Origin of the sequence: Paenimyroides viscosum (assembly GCF_003858535.1) — a bacterium.
GTDB classification, from domain to species: Bacteria; Bacteroidota; Bacteroidia; order Flavobacteriales; family Flavobacteriaceae; genus Flavobacterium; species Flavobacterium viscosum.
This window is the reverse complement of record NZ_RQTJ01000033.1, coordinates 1-22,588: the sequence shown is the minus strand read 5'-3', so window position 1 is coordinate 22,588 and position 22,588 is coordinate 1. Positions and strand designations below refer to the sequence as shown.

General features: G+C 33.3%; 26 protein-coding genes and 1 pseudogene. 12 read left to right on the top strand and 15 right to left on the bottom strand.

Annotated elements, in window-relative coordinates; genetic code table 11:
• Window positions 1–65: 65 nt before the first annotated feature.
• The 3 genes from EG242_RS12330 to EG242_RS12320 form a co-directional block, all read right to left on the bottom strand.
• Window positions 66–275, bottom strand: coding sequence for a hypothetical protein (locus EG242_RS12330; RefSeq protein WP_124900166.1), 210 nt, complete (start codon window positions 273–275; stop codon window positions 66–68).
• A gap of 6 nt (window positions 276–281) precedes the next feature.
• Window positions 282–572 carry a hypothetical protein gene (locus tag EG242_RS12325; RefSeq protein WP_124900165.1) on the bottom strand — a complete coding sequence of 97 codons (291 nt, stop codon included), beginning with the start codon at window positions 570–572 and terminating at the stop codon, window positions 282–284.
• A 117-nt stretch (window positions 573–689) separates the two neighbouring features.
• Window positions 690–923: a peptidase associated/transthyretin-like domain-containing protein gene (locus tag EG242_RS12320; RefSeq protein WP_124900164.1), complete on the bottom strand. Its 234-nt coding sequence runs from the start codon at window positions 921–923 to the stop codon at window positions 690–692.
• Between the two features lie 147 nt (window positions 924–1,070).
• On the opposite strand from EG242_RS12320, the gene EG242_RS12315 reads away from it, so the two are divergent.
• The 4 genes and pseudogenes from EG242_RS12315 (at window position 1,071) to EG242_RS12300 (ending at window position 3,588) form a co-directional block, all read left to right on the top strand.
• Window positions 1,071–1,637, top strand: a complete 567-nt coding sequence (locus tag EG242_RS12315) for a DUF6642 family protein (RefSeq protein WP_124900163.1) — start codon at window positions 1,071–1,073, stop codon at window positions 1,635–1,637.
• Between the two features lie 207 nt (window positions 1,638–1,844).
• Window positions 1,845–2,237, top strand: a complete 393-nt coding sequence (locus tag EG242_RS12310) for a DUF3060 domain-containing protein (protein ID WP_124900162.1) — start codon at window positions 1,845–1,847, stop codon at window positions 2,235–2,237.
• A gap of 70 nt (window positions 2,238–2,307) precedes the next feature.
• Window positions 2,308–3,058: pseudogene (gene bla / locus EG242_RS12305) on the top strand (subclass B1 metallo-beta-lactamase).
• Entirely contained in the window at window positions 3,058–3,588 is a 531-nt protein-coding gene (locus EG242_RS12300) for a YqiA/YcfP family alpha/beta fold hydrolase (protein WP_124900161.1), read from the top strand. Before bla ends, EG242_RS12300 begins: the two are co-directional and overlap by 1 nt.
• A 233-nt stretch (window positions 3,589–3,821) precedes the next feature.
• Here the strand turns inward: EG242_RS12300 and EG242_RS12295 are convergent, their stop codons facing one another.
• The 3 genes from EG242_RS12295 to EG242_RS12285 are packed head-to-tail and all read right to left on the bottom strand — an operon-like array spanning window position 3,822 to window position 5,357.
• Window positions 3,822–4,316 (bottom strand): DinB family protein, encoded by a 495-nt coding sequence (locus tag EG242_RS12295; protein WP_124900160.1) that lies wholly within the window; start codon window positions 4,314–4,316, stop codon window positions 3,822–3,824.
• Window positions 4,317–4,345: 29 nt separating this feature from the next.
• Window positions 4,346–4,837: a hypothetical protein gene (locus EG242_RS12290; RefSeq protein ID WP_124900159.1), complete on the bottom strand. Its 492-nt coding sequence runs from the start codon at window positions 4,835–4,837 to the stop codon at window positions 4,346–4,348.
• Window positions 4,838–4,844: 7 nt separating this feature from the next.
• Window positions 4,845–5,357: a hypothetical protein gene (locus tag EG242_RS12285; protein ID WP_124900158.1), complete on the bottom strand. Its 513-nt coding sequence runs from the start codon at window positions 5,355–5,357 to the stop codon at window positions 4,845–4,847.
• Between the two features lie 153 nt (window positions 5,358–5,510).
• On the opposite strand from EG242_RS12285, the gene asnS reads away from it, so the two are divergent.
• The 3 genes from asnS to EG242_RS12270 all read left to right on the top strand — a co-directional run bounded on the left by asnS (window position 5,511) and on the right by EG242_RS12270 (window position 9,140).
• Window positions 5,511–6,947 (top strand): asparagine--tRNA ligase, encoded by a 1,437-nt coding sequence (gene asnS / locus EG242_RS12280; protein ID WP_124900157.1) that lies wholly within the window; start codon window positions 5,511–5,513, stop codon window positions 6,945–6,947.
• A 124-nt stretch (window positions 6,948–7,071) separates the two neighbouring features.
• Window positions 7,072–8,535 carry an RNA polymerase factor sigma-54 gene (rpoN, locus tag EG242_RS12275; protein WP_124900156.1) on the top strand — a complete coding sequence of 488 codons (1,464 nt, stop codon included), beginning with the start codon at window positions 7,072–7,074 and terminating at the stop codon, window positions 8,533–8,535.
• Window positions 8,535–9,140: a hypothetical protein gene (locus EG242_RS12270; protein WP_124900155.1), complete on the top strand. Its 606-nt coding sequence runs from the start codon at window positions 8,535–8,537 to the stop codon at window positions 9,138–9,140. Before rpoN ends, EG242_RS12270 begins: the two co-directional genes overlap by 1 nt.
• Here the strand turns inward: EG242_RS12270 and EG242_RS12265 are convergent.
• From EG242_RS12265 to EG242_RS12255, 3 genes are all read right to left on the bottom strand, one after another.
• The gene (locus EG242_RS12265; RefSeq protein ID WP_124900154.1) at window positions 9,128–9,823 is read right to left on the bottom strand and encodes an outer membrane beta-barrel protein; all 696 of its coding nucleotides are present in this window, start codon (window positions 9,821–9,823) and stop codon (window positions 9,128–9,130) included. The genes EG242_RS12270 and EG242_RS12265 overlap by 13 nt on opposite strands.
• 133 nt (window positions 9,824–9,956) lie before the next feature.
• The gene (locus EG242_RS12260; protein ID WP_235831912.1) at window positions 9,957–11,207 is read right to left on the bottom strand and encodes a DUF3078 domain-containing protein; all 1,251 of its coding nucleotides are present in this window, start codon (window positions 11,205–11,207) and stop codon (window positions 9,957–9,959) included.
• Window positions 11,194–12,966: a 1-deoxy-D-xylulose-5-phosphate synthase gene (locus EG242_RS12255; protein ID WP_124900153.1), complete on the bottom strand. Its 1,773-nt coding sequence runs from the start codon at window positions 12,964–12,966 to the stop codon at window positions 11,194–11,196. The genes EG242_RS12260 and EG242_RS12255 overlap by 14 nt, the downstream gene beginning before the upstream one ends.
• A gap of 68 nt (window positions 12,967–13,034) precedes the next feature.
• Here EG242_RS12255 and EG242_RS12250 point away from each other — a divergent pair, with 68 nt between their 5' ends.
• Window positions 13,035–13,469: a nucleoside deaminase gene (locus EG242_RS12250; protein WP_124900152.1), complete on the top strand. Its 435-nt coding sequence runs from the start codon at window positions 13,035–13,037 to the stop codon at window positions 13,467–13,469.
• Window positions 13,470–13,690: 221 nt separating this feature from the next.
• Here the strand turns inward: EG242_RS12250 and EG242_RS12245 are convergent, their stop codons facing one another.
• The 6 genes from EG242_RS12245 to EG242_RS12220 form a co-directional block, all read right to left on the bottom strand.
• Window positions 13,691–14,284, bottom strand: a complete 594-nt coding sequence (locus EG242_RS12245) for a porin family protein (protein ID WP_158608873.1) — start codon at window positions 14,282–14,284, stop codon at window positions 13,691–13,693.
• A 155-nt stretch (window positions 14,285–14,439) separates the two neighbouring features.
• On the bottom strand, window positions 14,440–15,096 hold the full coding sequence (locus EG242_RS12240) for a porin family protein (RefSeq protein WP_158608872.1): 657 nt from the start codon (window positions 15,094–15,096) through the stop codon (window positions 14,440–14,442).
• A gap of 126 nt (window positions 15,097–15,222) precedes the next feature.
• Window positions 15,223–16,773: an Rne/Rng family ribonuclease gene (locus EG242_RS12235; RefSeq protein ID WP_124900149.1), complete on the bottom strand. Its 1,551-nt coding sequence runs from the start codon at window positions 16,771–16,773 to the stop codon at window positions 15,223–15,225.
• A 320-nt stretch (window positions 16,774–17,093) separates the two neighbouring features.
• The gene (locus EG242_RS12230) at window positions 17,094–17,429 is read right to left on the bottom strand and encodes an HU family DNA-binding protein (protein WP_223810741.1); all 336 of its coding nucleotides are present in this window, start codon (window positions 17,427–17,429) and stop codon (window positions 17,094–17,096) included.
• 94 nt (window positions 17,430–17,523) lie between these two features.
• A complete protein-coding gene (locus EG242_RS12225) occupies window positions 17,524–18,594 on the bottom strand; it encodes an alanine racemase (RefSeq protein WP_124900148.1) in 1,071 nt (356 codons plus the stop codon).
• A gap of 5 nt (window positions 18,595–18,599) precedes the next feature.
• Window positions 18,600–19,040, bottom strand: a complete 441-nt coding sequence (locus EG242_RS12220; RefSeq protein ID WP_124900147.1) for a GNAT family N-acetyltransferase — start codon at window positions 19,038–19,040, stop codon at window positions 18,600–18,602.
• 112 nt (window positions 19,041–19,152) lie between these two features.
• On the opposite strand from EG242_RS12220, the gene mutY reads away from it, so the two are divergent.
• The 4 genes from mutY to gldD are packed head-to-tail and all read left to right on the top strand — an operon-like array spanning window position 19,153 to window position 22,527.
• Window positions 19,153–20,193 carry an A/G-specific adenine glycosylase gene (gene mutY, locus EG242_RS12215; RefSeq protein WP_124900146.1) on the top strand — a complete coding sequence of 347 codons (1,041 nt, stop codon included), beginning with the start codon at window positions 19,153–19,155 and terminating at the stop codon, window positions 20,191–20,193.
• Between the two features lie 28 nt (window positions 20,194–20,221).
• Window positions 20,222–20,668 (top strand): single-stranded DNA-binding protein, encoded by a 447-nt coding sequence (locus EG242_RS12210; protein ID WP_124900145.1) that lies wholly within the window; start codon window positions 20,222–20,224, stop codon window positions 20,666–20,668.
• A 22-nt stretch (window positions 20,669–20,690) separates the two neighbouring features.
• A complete protein-coding gene (gldE, locus tag EG242_RS12205; RefSeq protein ID WP_158608871.1) occupies window positions 20,691–21,971 on the top strand; it encodes a gliding motility-associated protein GldE in 1,281 nt (426 codons plus the stop codon).
• Entirely contained in the window at window positions 21,961–22,527 is a 567-nt protein-coding gene (gene gldD, locus EG242_RS12200; protein ID WP_124900143.1) for a gliding motility lipoprotein GldD, read from the top strand. The genes gldE and gldD overlap by 11 nt, the downstream gene beginning before the upstream one ends.
• Window positions 22,528–22,588 lie beyond the last annotated feature (61 nt).

The following is a 22,588-nucleotide window of genomic DNA, read 5'->3' as shown; positions in this document are numbered from 1 at the left end:
AAAAGCCACTCAATCGAGTGGCTTTTCTGCTAAATAAATAGCTATCAAAAATGTTTGTATTGGTTCTAGTTTGTTAAGGTGAGTTCTATTTGAAAAACAAAATATTTCTCTTTATGGTAATCTGGATCAGAATCAAAATTAACGTGAATCCATTTCTTTAAAGTTGGGTTAAAATACCATATATTTGACTCATTTGAAGTATTTAATGAAAATCTAGGATCATAAAATTTTTCTTTTTTACCATCATACTCTTCATAATAGCTATTCTCTTCCAAATATAGTTAGTCAACTACTAAGAAAATTGATTTTGAGAAAACTTGTAAGTTTAAATGTTCGACATTTATGGTAGTTGTATTCTTTCCTTTTTTAGCCGAACCAATAATTGGAACATCATGCAGCAATTCATCAGGCTCCCCATTTTCATTTGATGAATAGATTTTTAAAGCAAATTTTGCCTCTTTAATTTTAGATTTTGTTCTGATACTAATTTCTTTTATAAACTTGTATTCACTATTTTCAATATTAAACTTTGACGCATGTAGATATCCTTTTACCCTTTTCAGAAAAAGCAATATTTATTGATTTCTTTGTGTTGATCCTACCCTCCTTGATCTCCTTTGTCCCTAATCTGGGTACAATCACAACCTCATCTAAAACTTCGCTTTTTGTTTCTAATAAAACAATATCGGTTAAAAGTTGTTGTTTCTGTTCGTAGCCAACGGCATCAAAAACAAACACTTCGTGTAAAAATTATTAGGTATTATAAAACTTCCGTCGGGTTCGGCATTTACCTTAAAAGTTCCGTTTTCAGTAAAAATACTTGTGTAAGCAATTGGTTCATTGGTTGAACTATCCTTTACTAAAAAAGATTTTTGTGCAAAGGCGGGTATCGAAAGTAAAAAGAAAAGTAACAGTTGTTTCATAAATACAATTTGGTTATTGCAAACCTAACTGTTAAAACGTTAAAGAAATTTAAATAGTATATTAAATATTACAAAAATTTAATGATTGGCAAAAACGATCGCTTTTTTAAAAGTAAACGAAATAATATCTTTGATAAAAAATAACCGATGTATTTATCTAACGATCAACTGAAATTATTTTGTTTGGAATGCGTTAAAACGGTCGATGAATCTGCAGAAAGCAAGATTTTTCCGCTTTTGGAACAACTGGTAAAACAGCATAGTATTGTGAATGTTTACAAAGCCGTTGATTCTATTGAAGATTTTGAAAACAGTTTAAACACGCTACTGTATGAGGATCGAAATTTTAAAGATTACGATTTGCTTTATTTTATTTGTGGCGGAAGTGAAAACGAGATCATTGTAAACGATTATTTATACACTTTAGAAGAAATTGCCGAACTTTTTGAAGGAAAATTAAAAGGCAAAATACTGCATTTTGCCAATTCTAAAACATTGAATATCGATAGTGAAACGGCTCAATATTTTCTAGATATTACAGGTGCTAGAGCCATTTCGGGATATCAGGATCAAAGCTTTACAAGCAGTATGCTGCTAGATTATCATTTTTTTAGTCTGTTTGCAGATATTGATGATGTTACCGATGTTGTTGAAACGTTATTCCAAAAACATTATACGCTATGTACCAATTTGGGTTTTCACCTGTATTATTAATTTTTAGTCTTCGCCGCAGTCATCCTGAACTTGATTCAGGATCGCGTACTTATATGTAAAATAATGAGAAACTAACCCGAGTTTGTGAACAGAACGAAGTTAAACGAGTTCAGCTTGGCAAATGTTAATTATAATTGAGTTAAATTTTAAACCAACAAGTAAAAAAATTGGTATTATAATTGTATATTTATTAGAAAAAGAAAAACTATGAAAAAGCGAATGATAGCATTATCTGTTTTATGTTTAGGAATTATCACGGTTGCAACAGCATCAGAACTTATATCAAACAAAAAAAACAATACTATTACCCAAGCACAGCCTACAGAAATTGTAATTGAAGGCGTAGGTATTTCTCAAAAAGTAGAAGCCACAGGTAATGAAACAATCCGAATTGAAGGCACCAACAACAAAATTACCATTACAGGATCTTGTAATGCCGTGAAAATTGAAGGTGTAGATAATGTTGTTACGGTTGACGATGTAAAATCGATTAGCATTGAAGGAACCGGAAACAAAGTGAATTACAAGAAAACATCAACTGCCGATGGTAAAGTTATCACCGCAGTTGCAGGCGTAAACAATAAGATTACGAAAATATAAACCATTAAAATCCGGTTTTTAATTGAAACGGATTTTTTGTTTTTGTACTTTTGAATGAAATCTGCATTCCATGAAAATCATTCAACTATTTCTGCTTTCTTTTATTTCGATAGTAACTTTAAGTTGTTCTGCACAGAAGAAAAAATCAGAAAACAAAACCGTTTATCAGTCCGAAACATTAGTTATAACGCAGGTTTCGTCTAACGTATATCAACATACATCATTTTTACAAACCGAAAGTTTTGGCAATGTACTTTGCAACGGAATGATTGTTCACAACAATAACGAAACGGTGGTTTTTGATACACCTGTGAACGATGAAATTTCTGAAGAATTGATCCAATGGATTCAAAACAGCCTAAAAAGTAAAATAAATGCGGTTGTTCCTACTCATTTTCATGACGATTGTTTGGGCGGATTAAATGCGTTTCACAAACACCATATTCCATCGATTGCAAACAGCAAAACAATCGAAATTGCTAAAGAAAAGAAACTTCCTATTCCTTTAAAATCTTTTGATACTCAAGAAAAAATAGCCGTAGGAAACCTATTTGCAGAGCTATACTTTTTTGGCGAAGGTCATACCAAAGACAACATTGTAGCGTATTATCCGAATGAAAAAGTCTTGTTCGGCGGATGTTTGATTAAGGAATTAAACGCTGGAAAAGGAAATTTGACAGATGCCAATGAATCAGCGTGGGCAGAAACAGCAACCAAATTAAAAAGCACGGTTACAAATGCCGAAATTGATTCCCGGACACGGTTTAACAGGAAACAGCGATTTAATTGATTACACCATAAAATTATTCACGCAAAAATAATGCAGTACGTTTACATTCACGGTTTTGGCACCACAGGCGCAAATAGCACCAAGTTTAAAAAAATTCTGGCACACGCAACAGCAAACAACGCCAAAGCAATTGCTTTGGAATGGAACGAACATCAGCCGGATATTTTACAGCAACTAACTTCGCAACTTAATAACCAAATTAATTGGAACGAACCGGTTTGTTTGATCGGATCATCAACTGGTGGAAATTTTACGTATCAACTTTTAGAGCAATTTTCAGATAAAGAAATATCGTTTGTACTGATAAATCCGTTATTAAATGTGGAACAACGAAAAATTGATAATTATCTTTTTCCGATGTTGCTGGCAAATCAATTAAAAAATCCGTCAGCAGATCTATCAAACGGATTGATTCTATTAGGAAAGAACGACGAAGTTTTAGATTACAACTATACCTACGAACGTTTGCGTAAATCGAACAAAATTATTGTAGGCGAATGGAATCACACGTTGAGTAATTTACATACTGCTGAATTATTGCGTTTTATTGATTCTGTTTAATGAATAAAATTTAATAAAAATAACATCTCGACTTCGCTCGATGTGACAAACAAAAATAGCCGACTAAATCGGCTATTTCCATTATAAATCATTGCTAAATTTTATATTAACCAAAAAGATAAAAGGTTTCCGCCAGTTCGAGCTTGTCGAGAACATCTCGATACACTTCACTTCGTTACGCTACTCGAAGCGACGAAAAAGTAAATTTTCTATAATTCTATATGGTAAAATTTTTACGCTTTATCATCTGCAGACGGACCGTAAATTCCCGGAACAGGAATGTCCAGCAAACGCATATAAACCGTTAATTGTCCGCGGTGGTGAATTAAATGGTTGGTTACAATAAAACGCAATGCACCGGTTTTTGGCATAGCAGCAATTACATGTTCACCAGCTTTTAGTGTCCAATCTTCAAGAACAACTGTTTCGTCCATTTGTTCAATAATTGCTTTATTTTTTTCGAAATCACTTTCTAATTTACTCAACAAATCATCAATCGAAGTTAATTTTGTAGGCGTATAATCAACATGAAAATCAAACGTTTCTTTACTTAAAACAAAATCAACCCAGTTATGCAGTTCAACAATATGATTTGTCAATTCACCCAAAGTCATTGACTTTTCGTGTGGTTTGTAACCAAAACTCTCGTTGTTCAAACGACTAATAATGCGTTTTGTATTTGCTTTTTCGCGTTCTAATTCAATTAATAATGCTTTTTTAATGCTCATTTTTATTTTGCTTTTATTGTTTAATTAGTTTATTCAAAAGGATTTGGTTCGGGTGGATAGAAAACATCAACATTTCCAAAATCAATTTTTAAATTAGAATGTTCTATTTCCTTTTTTCTAGCACTTAGGTTGATCAAATAATTTGCAAACTCTGTAAGTTTCTTTGTTTCTTCTGATTCGAAATTCTGAACATACACTCGTTTTTTACTTTTTAGAAATTCAAATTGATAATATAATCCATCTACCACATCATCATTTATATATTCCTTTTTAAAATTATTCCCCTTAATACTATCTAAATATTCATTGATTTTATTTTTCTCATAATCATCAATCAAATAAAAATACGCTTTTACTCTTGATGGATAATTTTTGGAAACAAAAACGGTATCGCTTGTAAATTTATATACTTTCAAATTTTGCATTCCTGCATACCCAAAAACAAAATCTTCATGTAAACGAACTTTGTCTTTTGTACACGAAGCAAAAATCAATATAAATGCAATAAAAAGAAACCTCATAAAATTTCTATTTAATATAATGTATTGTGTCATAAGGAATATCTGGAATTATAAATCTTTCTATATTCCCGAAATCTACATCTCTATTCCAATAAACTTTTTCCATTCCATAGTGAGTAGTGTCGTTATATTTTATCATTTTTGAAATTTCTAATTCAACTAAGAAACTACTAAACTTGTTCAAACTTTTTAATTCTTCTATTTCATCTTCCCCATTAAATCCATAAACAAAAACTAACTGATTTTGATTTAGAAATTGAAACTGATAAGCACCTGCATCTATTATACCTTGTTGAATATATTCTTTTTTAAAATCCTGATCTTTTAATGTATTAAGAAAATCATTTATTCTTTTTTTGTCATTTTCATTTAAAACATAATAAAAGATATGAGGATGTTCTGGGTAATTTCTGGCCATGAAAACAGTATCATAACTGAAAACAAAATCTTCATGCAAACGAACCTTTTCTTCTTTGCACGAAACAAAAATCAATATAAATACAATACAAAGAAACCTCATAAAAAGATGGTTTAACAAATTGATATTTGTGATTATTTCAAAGATATTAAAATTCAACGCATTGTTTTCAATAAAATTAATCCGTTAAAACAATTAAAAAAGTTGTAATTTTACAGACTGTATTTATTGACATCTAAATTATAGCAAAATATAATGAAACATACTAAGATTAAAGATCTTTTAGCAGGTTCCAATCTTTTACAAGAAGTAGTGGCTAAAGGCTGGGTTCGTACTTTTAGAAACAACCAGTTCATTGCGTTAAATGACGGATCTACCATTCATAACATACAATGCGTTTTAGAATTAGACGCTTTTCCTGAAGAAACCATTAAACGTATTACAACCGGCGCGGCAATTAGCGTTAAAGGTACGTTGGTTGAAAGTCAGGGTAAAGGTCAGAAATACGAAATTCAGGCAAATACGTTGGAAATTTTAGGCGATTCTGATGCTGAAAAATATCCGATACAGCCAAAAAAACACTCGTTAGAATTTTTACGCGAAAATGCTCATTTACGCATTCGTACCAATATGTTTGGTGCTATTATGCGTGTGCGCAGTACGCTTTCTTACGCAGTGCACAAATACTTTCAAGACAACGGATTTTTCTATGTAAACACGCCGATCATCACGGGATCTGATGCAGAAGGTGCTGGTGAAATGTTTCAGGTTACATCTTTGCCTTTAGATGGTTCTGCTCCGAAAAACGAAGACGGAAGCATTAATTACAAAGAAGATTTCTTTGGCAAGCACACCAACTTAACCGTTTCTGGTCAGTTAGAAGGTGAAGCGTATGCAATGGCATTGGGATCAATCTATACGTTTGGGCCTACTTTCCGTGCAGAAAATTCAAACACATCCCGCCATTTAGCCGAGTTTTGGATGATTGAACCTGAAGTTGCCTTTAATAATTTAGACGATAATATGGATTTGGCGGAAGATTTCATCAAATTCGTAATTAAATATACGGTTGAAAAATGCGAAGACGATTTATTGCAGTTGGAAGCCAGATTGATCGATGAAGAAAAATCGAAACCACAGGCAGATCGTTCGGAAATGACATTGATGGAAAAACTGAAATTTGTTATGGAAAACAATTTCAAACGCGTTTCTTACACCGAAGCAATCGATATTTTAAAAGGATCGAAACCAAACAAAAACAAAAAATTCCAGTATTTAATTGAAGAATGGGGTGCCGATTTACAAAGTGAGCACGAACGTTTCTTGGTTGAAAAACACTTTAAATGTCCGGTAATTTTGTTTGATTATCCTGCAGACATCAAATCGTTCTACATGCGTTTGAACGACGATGGAAAAACGGTTCGTGCAATGGATATTTTATTCCCTGGAATTGGTGAAATCGTAGGCGGATCGCAACGTGAAGAACGCTACGATGTGCTGGTAGAAAAAATGCAGGCATTAAATATTCCCGAAGAAGAATTATGGTGGTACTTGGATACCCGCAAATTTGGATCGGCAGTTCACTCGGGCTTTGGTTTAGGTTTTGAACGTTTGGTATTGTTCGTAACCGGCATGACCAACATTCGCGACGTAATTCCGTTCCCAAGAACACCGCAAAACGCAGAATTTTAAAAAAGAATCTTTCATAGATTTATAGCATATTAAGTTTGACACAACGCTAATTATTTGTTATTTTTGACTAAATTAGTTTGTGTCAAACTTTTTTTATTACTAAAAGTTATAGGAGCATTATAAAATGTTAAAACAGAATTTACAGTTTAAATTATCGCAGAAATTATCGCCTCAGCAAATTCAATTAATGAAATTGATTCAACTGCCTACGCTTGCATTTGAACAACGATTAAAAGAAGAATTGGTTGAAAATCCGGCGTTGGAATCTGGGAAAGATGAAGTGACCGATGCCGATGAGTTTCAAGATAATTCGGACGAATTTGATGATTACGACAATGAGCATATCGACACAGATGACATCAATATTGATGATTATTTAAGTGACGACGAAATACCCGATTACAAGCTTAAAAGCAACAATTACAGCGATGATGATGAGGAAACCTTTATGCCGATTGAAGCACAGGTTAGTTTCCATCAAAACTTAATTGAACAGCTTAATACCTTTATTTTAACTGATGAAGAACGTACTATTGCCGAATTTTTAATCGGCAGCATGGACGATATGGGCTACATTCGCCGCGATATTCAGGATATTGTAGATGATATGGCATTTACGCAAGGTATTTACGCAAGCGAAGAGCAGGTTAAAAGTATCTTGGAGAATATTATCCACGAATTGGAACCAAGCGGTGTGGGCGCGCGCGATTTGCAGGAATGTCTGTTGTTGCAGTTAAACAATAAAACACCAAACGAATCGATTGATCTGGCGAAAGACGTTATTGAAAATCAGTTCGAGGCGTTTACCAAAAAACATTACGATAAGTTATTACAAAAATACAATGTTTCACAGTCGCAACTTCGCAAAGCGATTGATGAAATTGAAAAATTAAACCCTAAACCAGGCGGAAGCTTTGCAGGAAATTCCCGTGCTATAGAACACATTATCCCTGATTTTACCGTAAAGGTTGATGATGGCGAAATTGAACTGCATTTAAACAGCCGTAACGCCCCGGAACTGCACGTTTCTAAAGATTATCAGGAAATGATGCAAACGTACAAGGAAGCAAAAGAAAAATCGTCGGCTCAAAAAGATGCGGTACAGTTCATAAAACAAAAATTAGACGGTGCCAAATGGTTTATTGATGCCATTAAACAACGTCAGGAAACGCTTTTTGTTACCATGAGTGCCATTATCGAATATCAAAAAGAATATTTTTTGGAAGGAGAAGAAACGAAAATCCGTCCGATGATTTTAAAAGATATTGCTGATATGGTTGGTTTAGATATTTCTACTATTTCACGTGTTGCCAACAGTAAATATGTTGATACACCTTACGGAACCAAGTTGATTAAGGAATTTTTCTCTGAAGCAATGACGAATGATCAAGGTGAAGAAGTTTCTACAATAGAAATCAAGAAAATTCTACAAAATATCATTGCCGACGAAGACAAGCAAAAACCGTTGCCAGATGATAAATTAGCAGAAATGCTTAAGGAAAAAGGCTACCCTATTGCTCGTAGAACGGTTGCAAAATACCGCGAACAGTTAGACATTCCGGTAGCACGAATGCGCAAAAAGATTTAATGAAGTATGTTGCTAAAATAATATCCTACTTATTCCATCCTGTTTTTATTCCAACAATAATCACAGGATGTTTTTACTTATTAAATGCCGATTTTTTTATCCCTTTAGAACGATATTTAGCAACTGGCCAAGCTTTTTTAATGACTTTTTTGTTACCTGTTTGTATTTACTTTTTCTTGAAATCATTGGGATTGTTAAAATCATCAGTAATGATAAAAAATCTGCGCGAACGTAGTGCACCTATGTTTTTGAATATCGTAATAATAAACATTTTGATTTTTAAAATCTGGGAAAACGCATCCAATTCCTCTTTAAAGATATTTTTTATAGGCTACTGTATTTCGTACTCTATTTTATTCTTCGGCATATTGTTGAAACGTAAATACAGCGTGCATGTAGCAAGCGTTTGCAGCGCTATTCCGCTGTTTGTAAACCAAACTACCACGTATTATTTAAACCCATTTTATATTTTACCAGCGTTACTAATTATTATTGGTTTGGTAGCAACATCTCGCTTGTATTTAAGAGCACATACCAATGTAGAAATTATTGTTGGCGCGTTAATTGGTTTTGTGCCGTCGTTTATTTTGTTTTATAAAATGTAAAACATCAACCCTACATTCAACATGTTTATATGGCTTGCGTTATCAATTACGTTTTTGTTGTACAACGGTTTAAAACCGTAATAACCATATAAATTCCAAGTGTTGAAACCTGCCGAAATATAAACTCCTAAATTAGATCTTGACAACAAATCGCTGTTTTTAAAGCTGTGATTTCCTAAAACGCCTTCGTATTCTGAAGTTGAATTTAACAGATAACTGTATTTAATTGCGGTATAAACACGCCAAAATTTATGCGAATGTACTTTTGAATTACGCCAACGAAATTCAATGGGAATCTCTATATACGACAATTTCTGTACATTTTTTTTGCTGTTATTATCAATTTCAAAAGTAATGGGATCATTATCAATCAATGCCAAATTATGTCGCAAATTATAAAATGCAAAACCAAATCCTGGAGCAATGGCAACTGTTCGTTGTTTGTTAATGGGAAAATCGCGCAGAAAACCAAAATTCGTTCCAATAGAAATAGAGTTTGTAGAGAAGTTTTGAGGTTGTTTCAACATTAAAGTATGCGTAACGCCCACATAAAATTGGTCTTCACGGTAAAAGGGATCAGTTACTTTTATGGTTCTGTCTAAAGCCGGCAAACTATCTACAGCCTGCGAAAATGTTTTTAAAGAAACCAAAAATATCAATATGCTAAAAAAAACTTTCATCATGTACAAATTATTAAAATAGTAACATTCAATCCTAAAAAAATATATTTACAGTCGTAAGTTCAAGCTTGTCGAGAACAAAACTTCTCGATACACTTCATTACATTACGCTACTTGAAGTGACGATGGATCAATACTAAAAATTATAAACCAACCCAACACTTAACAACTGTTTAAACTGCACGCGCGGACCTTCGGTAATTTGTGTGCCGTTTACATCGCGTTTGTTTTTTATATCATCATCATAAATTAAATGTCCACCCAAAGTTGCTTTAATCAGGCTGTTTACCTTCATTTCAATTTGAAGCTGCCAATCCACATCTACATTTCCAAAATTATTCAAATAATCGGTGTATAAAGTAAGATTGTTTTTAAGATTAACGTTTTTCATGATAGATTTATTCCATTCGCTGGTAAACAAAAAACCCAGTTCGCTTCTTGATTTTTTTCCGGCTTGTAAAAGTGTTCCATCTTCGGCAAACACGCCTCCTGCCAAACCAAATTCACCTTTATTGGCAAGCGTTTCATCTAACACCAATGTAGATTTTAAGGTAAGTGGCGAAATATAGGCTTTAAAGTTGTTTTTAAAAAATTCTGAACCGATACCCGCAAAAAGATAAGCTGGTGCAAAGGCACGCGAAATTGGATCTTCTACGTTAGGATACGCGTATCCGTTCGCCATTTGAGTGTTTAAGGTCATTTTTGCAGAATAATACCAATTTGATTTTACCGAAGTTTTATAACCAAAAGATGTATTGATGTTTAAAACGTCGTCGGTTTTTCGTAACTCCAAATTTTCTTGTTTATTTAAACCGTATCGCACTTTTAATTCGTTTAACCAAACTGTTCGTCCTTTTTCATATTTACGAGTAAAATCTCCTTTAACGATACCTGAAACCGAACTAAAACCTCCGGCATTCCAGTTAGAAAACGTTCCTTGGTTGATATCCAACCCTAAACTATTTGTTTTTTTCCAAAAACTCATTTCAGATCGTATGGGTGATAAAGCATCATACAGAATTTGTGAATTTGCTCGCGGCAATCTGTCATAAACAAAACCAGTTGGCTTTGAGACTAAAAAATAAGCCAAATCGGTATTTTTATTACGCTTTGTAACTTCAAAGGTAGATACAACCACCTGTTGAACATTTTCTGATTTAAGATTCATTAATACCGAATCTTGCAAAACCATTTTTTGCTCTACTGTTATAGGACGTAAAAAAAGCGTATCGTTCTTTTTAACCAAAGTATCAAAAACTGAAAATTGGGTACGGTAAAAAGTATCAATTGTTTGTTTAGTTTTTTTAATTTGTAGCGTATCTACAGGTTGCGCAAAAACACCTGTACCTAACAACATAAAAAAAACAACTATATTAAATTTGAACATTCTGTATTTTTTTAAATAAATTTTGCATAGATTCTACATCTAAACCACACTGTGTAAACTGTTCATTTACTGTAGCGTGTTCTATAAAATCATCGGGCACACCTAAATTTATTACCTTAATATTTATATTGTTTGCCAAAATAATCTGATTGATTACACTGCCAAAACCGCCTTTTATCACACCTTCTTCTATTGTAACAATGGTATCAAAACCTTTAACAAGCCCAACAATTTCTTTTTCGTTTAATGGTTTTATCTGTAAGAAATGATAAACTGCAAAATGATCCGTATCAAAACTTAAAGCTTCTAAAACATTTTGCAAAATGGTTCCTGTTGAAAAAACGGCTGCTTTTTTACCTTTTTTGATGGTTTGAATTTTAGATAGATCGATCTTTTCAAAAGGAACTTTCCAATTTTCAACAGCTGAATATCCGCGTGGGTAACGCAAAGCAACAGGTTGATTATTACTTTCTTGTAACGTAAACAATATTTGACGCAGTTCTATAGCATCTTTTGGAGCCAAAATTTTAAGATGTGGTATAGGTTGTAAAAACGCCATATCAAACACACCTTGATGCGTTGCGCCGTCTTCGCCCACCAAACCTGCACGATCTATACAGAAAATCACCGGAATATTTTGCAACGCCACATCGTGAATCAACTGATCGTAAGCGCGTTGTAAAAAAGTAGAATAAATGGCACAGAAAACAGTAAAACCACTTAATGAAATACCAGCTGCCAAAGTAACTGCGTGTTGTTCGGCAATACCTACATCAATAGCGCGTTCGGGAAAAGCATCCATCATGTATTTTAATGAACTTCCTGTTGGCATGGCAGGTGTAATGGCAAATATCTTAGGATTCTGCTGAGCTAATTCTAATAAAGTCAGCCCAAAAACATCCTGATATTTTGTAAACTTCTGTATATTATTTTCAAGCAGATCGCCTGTAATTTTATCAAATTTTCCCGGTGCATGATACAGTACCTGATTTTCTTCGGCTTGTTTTAAACCTTTCCCTTTGGTGGTGGTGATATGTAAAAACTGCGGACCATTTTTTGTTTTTAATCGTTGCAGCTCATGAATCAATGCTTTTAAATCGTGCCCGTCAACCGGTCCCACATATTTAAAATTCAAAGATTTAACCATGTTGTTGCTCTTTGGATTTTCGCCTTGTTTTACCTGCATTAAATAGCTTTTCAGCGCACCTACACTTGGATCGATCCCAATAGCATTATCGTTTAAAACAACAATTAAATTGGCATTTGTAACACCTGCATGGTTCAAGGCTTCAAACGCCATTCCCGAAGCAATAGACGCATCACCAATAACCGCAATATGCTGTATATTGTTCTCGCCTTTCAATTTGCTAGCAATCGCCATTCCCAAAGCCGCTGATATAGATGTAGATGAATGCCCAACACCAAAAGCATCGTATTCGCTTTCGCTGATTTTTGGAAATCCGCTTAAACCATTTTGTTGACGATTGGTTTCAAAAACACCTTTACGTCCAGTCAAAATTTTGTGTACGTACGCCTGATGTCCCACATCCCAAACCAATTTATCAATAGGTGTATCAAACACATAATGTAAGGCAATAGTTAATTCTACAACACCCAAACTTGCACCTAAATGACCACCGTTTACCGAAACAACATCGATAATAAACCTACGAATCTCGTCTGCTAACTGTAGCAGCTGAGGTATGGTTTTCGATTTTAAATCGGAAGGAAATTGAATTGTTGGTAAAATTGGAGCCATTAACTTTTAAATTACAGAACAAATTTACAATAATATCTTATTTTTGAACGAATAATTTACTATTTGAGATGTTGCTGAACGACGAATACTTTATGCGGATTGCTTTAAACGAAGCAAAAGAAGCGCTTTTAAAAAACGAAATTCCAATTGGAGCGGTCATCGTTGCCAATAATTCCATAATAGCGAAAACGCATAATTTAACCGAAAATTTGAATGATGTTACTGCACATGCCGAAATGCAGGCAATTACTGCGGCGGCAAATGCCATTGGCGGCAAATATTTAAAAAACTGCACCATGTATTTAACAATTGAACCTTGCCAAATGTGTGCCGGTGCGTTGTATTGGAGTCAGATTTCTAAAATTGTGGTTGGTGCACAAGATAACAAACGTGGTTTTACTTCAATGGGCGGACAACTGCACCCGAAGACTGAAATTGTTTATGGTGTTTTAGAGAATGAATGTAAGGAATTGATGCTGACTTTTTTTCAGAATAAAAGATAAAAAACTGTTTAACAAACACTAATTTGTCAAGCTGAACTTGATTCAGCTTCTCATAAAGTTTTTAATCAAAATAAATGAGATTCCGGATCAAGTCCGGAATGACAATAGTTAACTTTCCTAAACAGCTTTCTTATTTAGTTCTCGATACAGAATTTCTCCGATTTTCTTCAAAATTCTTACTCGAACTGACGTAAAACTCAACTTATTTGAAAACCTGTAAATTAAAAACGGTAACCGACAGAAAGTTGCATTACGCGGTTTTTCCAATCTACATTCGGTTCATCAATCACATTTGTCATTCCGGCATTGTAACGTGCAGAAATCATAAAGTTCAAAGGTAAATTAACGCTTAAACCAACATTCAGCGAGAAATCGAAATCGTTGAATTTAGGACTGTCAGGATTTAAGTCTGCAAACTTCACTTTAGAATCGGTTAAAAACCCTGCTTGTGGACCTGCTTCAATGGCGATTCCGTTGGTGATATAATATTTCAACATTAACGGCACGTTTATATAACTTAAGTTAAAATCGTGTTCAACGATAGCGTTTTCAAATGTAGTTTTCCACTTACCACCTGCTGACGAATAATAAACTTCGGGCTGAATGGCGAATTTGTTAAAACGAATTTCGGCAAATGCACCGACATGAAATCCGTTGATGGAATTATTGTCGTGAAAATCCTGCCAGCTTTTACCTTCTAATTTTGCATTATTATAACCTACTTTAGGTCCGAATGAGAAATCTTGTGCTTGTACAGCGGTTCCAAATAAGAATGCTGTAAAAAGTGCTAAAGGAATTTTAGGGAATTTTTTCATAGTATTGGGCATTTATGAATAATTATCAAATTTTAATCCAAAGCCGAAATTACTTAAAATAACACAAACGTGCTATAATTGAGATTACAAAACTGTATCTTTTTTCCACAAAAAAACCGCAACAGATTGTTGCGGTTTATAAAATATTGTAATTATTAAAACTTGTAACCAACTCCTACTTGGATAACTGCATTTTTAGTATCTAAAGCTTCTGTAGAAACTTCCATTCCTCCAACAGTTTGAGAACTGTCTTTACCAAGTTTTGTTAAACCAAGATTATAACGGGCACCGATAAAAAATCCATTATCTAAATTAAAACTAGCACCAACTCCAACTCCAAAATCAATTGAGTTAGTAGAATCTTTAATATCCATTTCTCTTTCTGAAGTAACACTTCCTACTGTAGTTTTACTTTCTGCATCAGCTGACATCAAAAAGCCTACATAAGGTCCTAACTCCACAGCAAAACTTGGTGCTACATAATATTTAGCCATGATAGGTACATTTATATAACTTGTTTTGGCAGTAGTTTCAGAAGAAGTAGTTACACCAACAATTGTCTGAGAACTCTCTTGTTTAGCACCTTGTGCAGAATATAGAATTTCAGGTTGAATTGCAAATTTGTCGTTAAACTTAATTTCTGCAAATGCTCCCACATGAAATCCGATCAACATTTTGTTGTCTTCTGCGTCCTTTCCACTAATATTAGCAAAGTTCACACCTGCTTTTGGACCAAATTTCACTTCTTGCTGCGCTACTGCAGTTGTAGATACCGCAACTAACCCTAATAAGGTTAAGGTAATTTTTTTCATAAATAATATTTTTTTATTAATTGTTAAAACAAATATAACAATTTTTATGAATTGATATTTTTTTAAACATTTTTTTTTGAAATAAATGAAGGTTATAAACAAAAAAAGCCGAATCTTCATTCGGCTTTAGTTTTCAATTTGATTACCTTCTTTGTCAAAGAAGTGGTATTCTAAATACGTGTAGGCATCACGCGGTATAATTTTTATCCAGCGTTTGTATTCAAAAAACCATTTGGTTCGTACAGACGGGAAACCTTTTGTTAGGTAAGCAGCAATAAAAGGATGCGCATTTAAAACAATACTTTTATTCTCTTTAATAATTCGTTCTAGGTCAGCTGATATTTTATCAATAACTAAAATTGGAGCCTCAATTTCTCCTTCTCCGTTATGGTCAGGGTTTTCTTCTTTTGTTTTGATAGAAACTTCAGGTCTAACTCTTTGTCTAGTAATTTGAATTAATCCAAATTTACTAGGAGGCAAGATTTTGTGTTTTGCTTTATCATCGCTCATTTCTTCTTTTAGGTAATCGTATAAAACTTTACGATTTTCGGGATTACTCATGTCAATAAAATCAACTACAATAATTCCGCCCATATCGCGCAATCTTAACTGGCGTGCAATTTCTGATGCGGCGATCATGTTTACTTCAAGAGCTGTATCTTCTTGAGAGAGCGCTTTGTTAGAGCGGTTTCCGCTGTTTACATCAATAACATGCAAAGCTTCGGTGTGTTCTATGATAAGATAGGCTCCTTTACTCATAGATACGGTTTTACCGAATGAAGTTTTTATTTGTCGTTCAATATGATATTTCTCGAACAACGGCACTTCTTTGTTGTTATAATGTTTTACTATGGAAACTTTTGAAGGGGCTATTTCTTGCAGATAGTCCTTCGTTTGGTAATAAAGTTCATCGTCATCTATATGGATTCCGGTAAAAGTATCATTAAAAACATCGCGCAGAATGCTTGATGCCCTGTTTACTTCGCCAAAAACTTTTGATGGGTGATGAGCTGTGGTTAAACGTTTACAAAGTAAAATCCATTTATCCATTAAACCTTGTAAGTCTTTTTCTAATTCTGTAACATTTTTGCCTTCGGCTACTGTACGAACAATAACGCCAAAACCTTTTGGTTTAATAGTAAGCATCATTTTTTTAAGACGCTCTTTTTCTTGTTTTGATTCGATTTTTTGTGAGATCGAAACACGTTCAGAAAAAGGAACCAACACAAGATATCTTCCTGCCAGCGAAAGTTCTGAACTAATTCGCGGACCTTTGGTTGATATAGGTTCTTTAACTATTTGTACTAAAATTGATTGATTAGCACTTAACACATCGGTTATAACGCCATTTTTATCAATTTCGGGTTCAAAAGGAAATTTTTTAAGAGTGAAATCATTTAATTTACCTGCAGTTACAAGCTTTGTAAACTTCATGAGTGTAGGAAGGTTTGGTCCTAAATCGTGGTAATGTAAAAAAGCATCTTTATCAAAGCCTACATTTACAAACGCTGCGTTTAAGCCAGGAACTGGTTTGCGTATTTTAGCTATAAAAATATCGCCCACCGAGAATCCTTTTTCATCTTCTCTATCTCTGTGTAATTCTACTAATTTCCCATCTTTTAATAAGGCAAAATCTACTGTATTGGAACCAGACCTAATAATTAACTCTTTGTTCACTTGGTACATTTTTATCTGCTTCTTTTAGTTTAAAGTTTAAGGCTTAAAGTTTATTAAAACTTGAAACCATAAAAACTTGAAACCAAAAATACAGATGGATTAAACATTAAACAGGTATTACCCTTTCTTTTAAACTAAAATTTAAAAGATTTTTCAAAGAACTTTTTAATTTGTAATAAAAGAAAAAGTAGTTTAAAACTACTTTTTCTTTTTGTGACGGTTAGCTCTCGCTCTTTTTTTACGTTTGTGCGTAGCTACCTTATGTCTTTTTCTTTTTTTACCACTTGGCATAATCTTGTAGTTTTTAAGTTAGTAATTATTTATTTTACGTCTGTGTTTGTTTTAACACCTTCTACGAACACTTTAGCTGGTTTAAAAGCCGGAATGTTGTGAGCAGGAATTTTAATTGTTGTGTTTTTAGAGATGTTTCTTCCTGTTTTTTCAGCTCTAGTTTTAATAATAAAACTTCCAAAGCCTCTTAAATATACGTTATCTCCACTTTCTAAAGAAGATTTTACTTCCTCCATAAAAGATTCCACAGTTGCCTGCACATCACCTTTCTCAAGCCCTAATTTCTCTGAAATTTTAGCTACAATGTCTGCTTTAGTCATTATCTGTTTATAAATTAATTTGTTGTCTGTTTTTTGAGTGTGCAAATATATTAATTTTATTATAATATCTACCTTTCAATACATTAAATTTTAATGAAATAAACCAATTGTAGTAATTAACATTAGTTTGTTAGTGTCATTAAACCACCACTTTTTCTATATAAGAAGAGTTCATAGCGCGTAATGTGCCCATATAATTTAAAGTAAATTCTAAATAATCGCCCACTTTATATTTTTTATCGTTTGTCTGCAAATCAACAATAATCATATCAGAACTAGCACCAAAAAAGCGAATATTTTCATCTTTCGGAAAGATATTTGCCTGATCTACATCTAAAATACCTAAATCTAAAATGGCTCTGAACGATGTTTTCCCGATTTCTTTTTCATCAAAAGTAAATGATTTCCCTTCTAAATTGGTTCCAAAATCGCCTTCGGGAATTTTTGGCTTTTCTATCAACTCTATAATTTCAGCTTTAAGTGTAAATACATTTTGTTTTAATAAATTGCTTGGTTCATCTTTATAAACATCGGTTCCTTGGTAAAGTGTTTCGCCTACCCTGAAATGATTTACGCCTGCAGGAAGTTTGTGCTGAAATATCAGTGGAATGGTTACAGAAGATCCGCCGGAAACACACGGTATTTTTTTGTTAAACTTTGCTTCTATTAACTGTTTGTACAATGAAAGCTGAATTAACTTGTCCGTGCTTGGCAACACGCCGTACAAGCACGAAAGATTGGTGCCTATACCCACAACTTCGATATTCTTAAGCTGAAAAACATGGTCGTAAAACGATATTACATCTTCACGCATTACACCTTCTCTCAGCTCACCCAATTCAATCATAATGATAATTTTATGAATTTTGTTTTGCTTTTGGGCTTCGTGCGAAAGTAGTTTAATGGTTTCAATATCGGTATTCATACTGATATCGGCATATTTCACCACCGAAGCAACCGACCGTTTGGGCGTAGGTTTTATGTAAATGGTTTCAATTTTAGGATTAATTTTCTTGATCGCCTTTAAATTGCTAACGCGGGAATCGCACACCTGATCAGGCATTAAGTTTAAAACTTCTTTCAAAAAAAGTTCATTTCCACAGAGTATTTTGGTTACTACAGACCATTGAATTTCTTTTAGTTTAAAGAAATAATCTAAACGTTCAAAATTGTATTGTAAACGTTCTTTATGTAACGTAATTACTGCCATAACAATTACTTGTTTAAGCGCATTTCTAAATACTTGTTGGTAAAACCAAGCTTTTCGTAAAGTTTTATTGCAGGATTGTCTGGTTCTACATGTAAGGCAATATTTCCTTGGGCGTTATCAATTGCGTGCTGCATTAATGCTTTGCCGATGCCTTTTCCACGTTGGTTGGCATCTGTTGCAATATAAACCAGAATATTTTCGGGAATGTAGTCTTTCATGCCGGTTTGATTTACAATTACAGCACCTGCAATATTGTTTTCTAATGACGCGGTAACGATGAAGCCACCGAAAGAAGGAGTTTCGTTTAATGCATAGTTCATGCACTTTTCGATATCCTGTTTTGGATCGCCGTATTGCTCTAAATTTTTAAATAGAAAGTTTAAAATTGTTTCTTTTTCATTTTGATTAGGTTTGTTTTCTTGACTATACGTCTTGATTTCTAACATATTTATTTTTTTAATTTCTACTATTACAAAGTTACATATTTTAAATTAAACGGTTTTTTAACGGCAATCTCCACACTTTTATCGTGTATCTTTGCGCCTTAAAATTGTACCGATGAACTTTACCAACCAACTGCTTAATTGGTATAAAAAACACAAGCGCAGTTTACCGTGGCGAACAACCGTAAACCCTTATTACATTTGGCTTTCGGAAATTATTTTGCAGCAAACACGTATTGAACAAGGCTTGCCATATTACGAAGCTTTTACTACAAAATTCCCTACTTTAAAAGATCTGGCAACAGCAGATGAAGATGCCGTTTTAAAGCTTTGGCAGGGTTTAGGATATTATTCGCGTGCACGGAATTTACATTTTACGGCTCAATATATTTATAAAGAATTAAATAGTGTTTTTCCAAAATCGTATGCTGAAATTATTAAACTAAAAGGCATTGGACCCTACACGGCAGCTGCAATAGCATCGTTTGCATATAAAGAACCTATTGCTGTAGTTGATGGAAATGTATTTAGAGTCTTGGCTCGATTTTTCGGAATTCATGATGATATTGCAGTTACTAAAACTAGAACTATATTTCAAAATCTGGCAAATGAACTGATATCAACAAAACATCCCGATTTGTTCAATCATGCTATTATGGATTTTGGTGCAACCGTTTGTTTACCTGCAAACCCTAAATGCAACAGCTGTATTTTTAACGAAAACTGTTTTGCTTTTTTAAAGAACGAAGTTGCACAGTTGCCTGTAAAAAACAAGAAAATCAGCGTTAAAAACCGATATTTGAATTATCTTATTTTAAGAAAAAACAACGAAATAGTGATTCAACAACGAACAGAAAAAGATATTTGGCAACAGTTGTTTGAACTTCCGCTTTTCGAAACCTCATCAGATAATGAAGAAGAATTGTTCATACATTTATCAAACTTGTATCCAAACAACAACATAAAAAAAGTTACCGCAAATACCATCAAACACAAATTATCGCACCAACAACTGCATATCAATTTTTACGAAATAAATATTTCTGAATTTACTTCAAACCAACAAACATCGGCAATTAACGATTTACACACTTATGCGTATCCAATTGTTATATGGAATTTTTTAAAAGATTTTTTTACGCTTGAAAAAAATTAGTATTTTTGATTGATAACGAACACATTTTATGTACGGAACTTTAAACAAGGTAACTTTAATAGGTCATTTAGGTGACGAGGTTAAAATGCATTATTTTGAAGGCGGTAATTCTATTGCTCGCTTTTCTATTGCAACTAACGAGGTTTATTTTAATAAAACCACCAACGAAAAAATCACTTCTACTGAGTGGCATAATCTGGTTTTTAGAAATAAAGCTGCCGAATTATGTGAAAAATATTTAAGCAAAGGCGATAAAATTTACGTAGAAGGAAAAATTAGAACGCGCAACTGGCAAACCGAAGACGGAACTACAAAGCATACAACCGAAATTCAGGTTACCGAATTTATTTTTCTGAATGTTAAAAAAGAAATTGATTCTAAAACAAAAGCCATGAAACACGAAGATGATAAATTGAATAATTTTGAAGTCCCGAAAATTTCAGATTACGACAAACTAAACGATATTCCTTTTTAATATTAACTAAAACCTTATTTACTTGGATCCTGACCCCGCCATAACGCAACTTCTTTATTTAGCTTTTACAAGTTGTTGCCTTATAATTTCTTTATTTTTTGTTGCATTATTTGCAGCGGTAGAAGTTGCGTACTTTTCAACATCTAAAAACCGATACGAACAACTATTGGCATCGTTCCCAACTAAAGCCAAATTGTATCAAAAATTACTAGACAAGCCCATAAAACTACAAGTAACAATTAACTTAAGTAATACCATTTTTAAAGTGTTGTTTTTATGGAGTTTATTTGTTGTTTACAACCACTTTTTCATCATTAATTTTTGGGGAATTATAATTGTAGTGCTTATAGGTACTTTTTTCTTGGCATTATTTGGTGAAATATATCCTAGAATTTACAGTTCGCGTCAATTAAACAGAGTAGTCGTAAAAACAATTACAATCATTTATTTTTTCTGTACGATATTAACTCCGGTTACTTGGATTTTTAGAAAAACACACCGCTTTATTGTTGGCAAAATTGACAAGAAAGACGATTCTTTTTCAATGGAACAATTGTCGCAAGCTTTGGAAATGACCGATTACAACCCGGCAAACGAAGATGAACAACGTATTTTAGAAGGAATTGCCTCTTTTGGATCAACCGAAGTTACCCAAGTAATGACTCCGCGTATTGATATTTTTGCCCTAAGTGATGATGAGCTTTTTCATGAAATTCTGCCGCAGATTATAGAAAAAGGTTATTCGCGTATTCCGGTTTACAAAGACAGCATAGATAACATTACGGGCATTTTGTACATTAAAGACTTGATTCCGTTTTTAGATAAAAAAGTTTTTCAATGGACAACGTTGTTGCGAGAACCTTATTTTGTGCCCGAAACTAAAAAGCTAGATGATTTATTGACCGATTTTCAATCAAACAAAAACCATTTGGCAGTTGTGGTTGATGAATATGGTGAAACCGTTGGAATTATTTCATTAGAAGATATCATTGAAGAAATTGTAGGTGAAATTGCAGATGAATTAGATGAAGACGATAAATTGTATCAAAAACTAAATGCAAATGTTTATATCTTTGACGGAAAGATTTCTATTCTTGATTTTTGTAGAATCTTAGATATTGATGAAGAACCGTTTGAAGAAAGCAGACAAGATGCCGAATCGTTAGGTGGATTTTTATTAGAACAATTTGAAGATTTTCCGAAAACAGATGATACCATTACTTTTGAAAATTATTTTTTTAAAATTGTAAGCATTCACAAACGCCGTTTAGAAAAAATTAAAGTAACCATTAATGAAAACTAGTACATTTTTAGTTCCCGCTATAATTGCTCTGGCTTTAACAAGCTGTAAAGAAGACGCGATCCCAAAACCCGACGGTTTTTTAAGTTTAGAATATCCTACAGCGACTTATGAAACCTATACCGAACCTAACGGATTTTTTAAATTCAACAAAAATAAAGGAACTGTTGTAAAACCCGATGAAAATTTTTCGTTTAAAATTGATTATCCTAAAATGAAGGCGAGTATTTATATTAATTACCGTCCGGTAAATAACAACCTGAATTTACTTTTAAAAGATGCACAAAAATTAACGTACGAACATATTGTTAAGGCAGATGATATTCAGGAAACGGTTTTTGAACATCCAGAAAAAAATGTTTATGGTATGTTTTATAAAGTTATTGGCGATGCTGCTACCAATGTTCAGTTTTATGCTACAGACAGCACTAAAAACTTTGTAGTTGGAACGCTTTATTTTTATTCGAAACCAAATTTCGATTCTATTTACCCCGCAACAAAATACATTGAAGAAGACATGAAAACCTTAATGGAATCTTTAGAATGGACAAAAAAATGAAGCTGTCTCAAAACTAGACAGCTTCTTTTTTGCTTTTTAGAATATATATGTTCTTGTATAG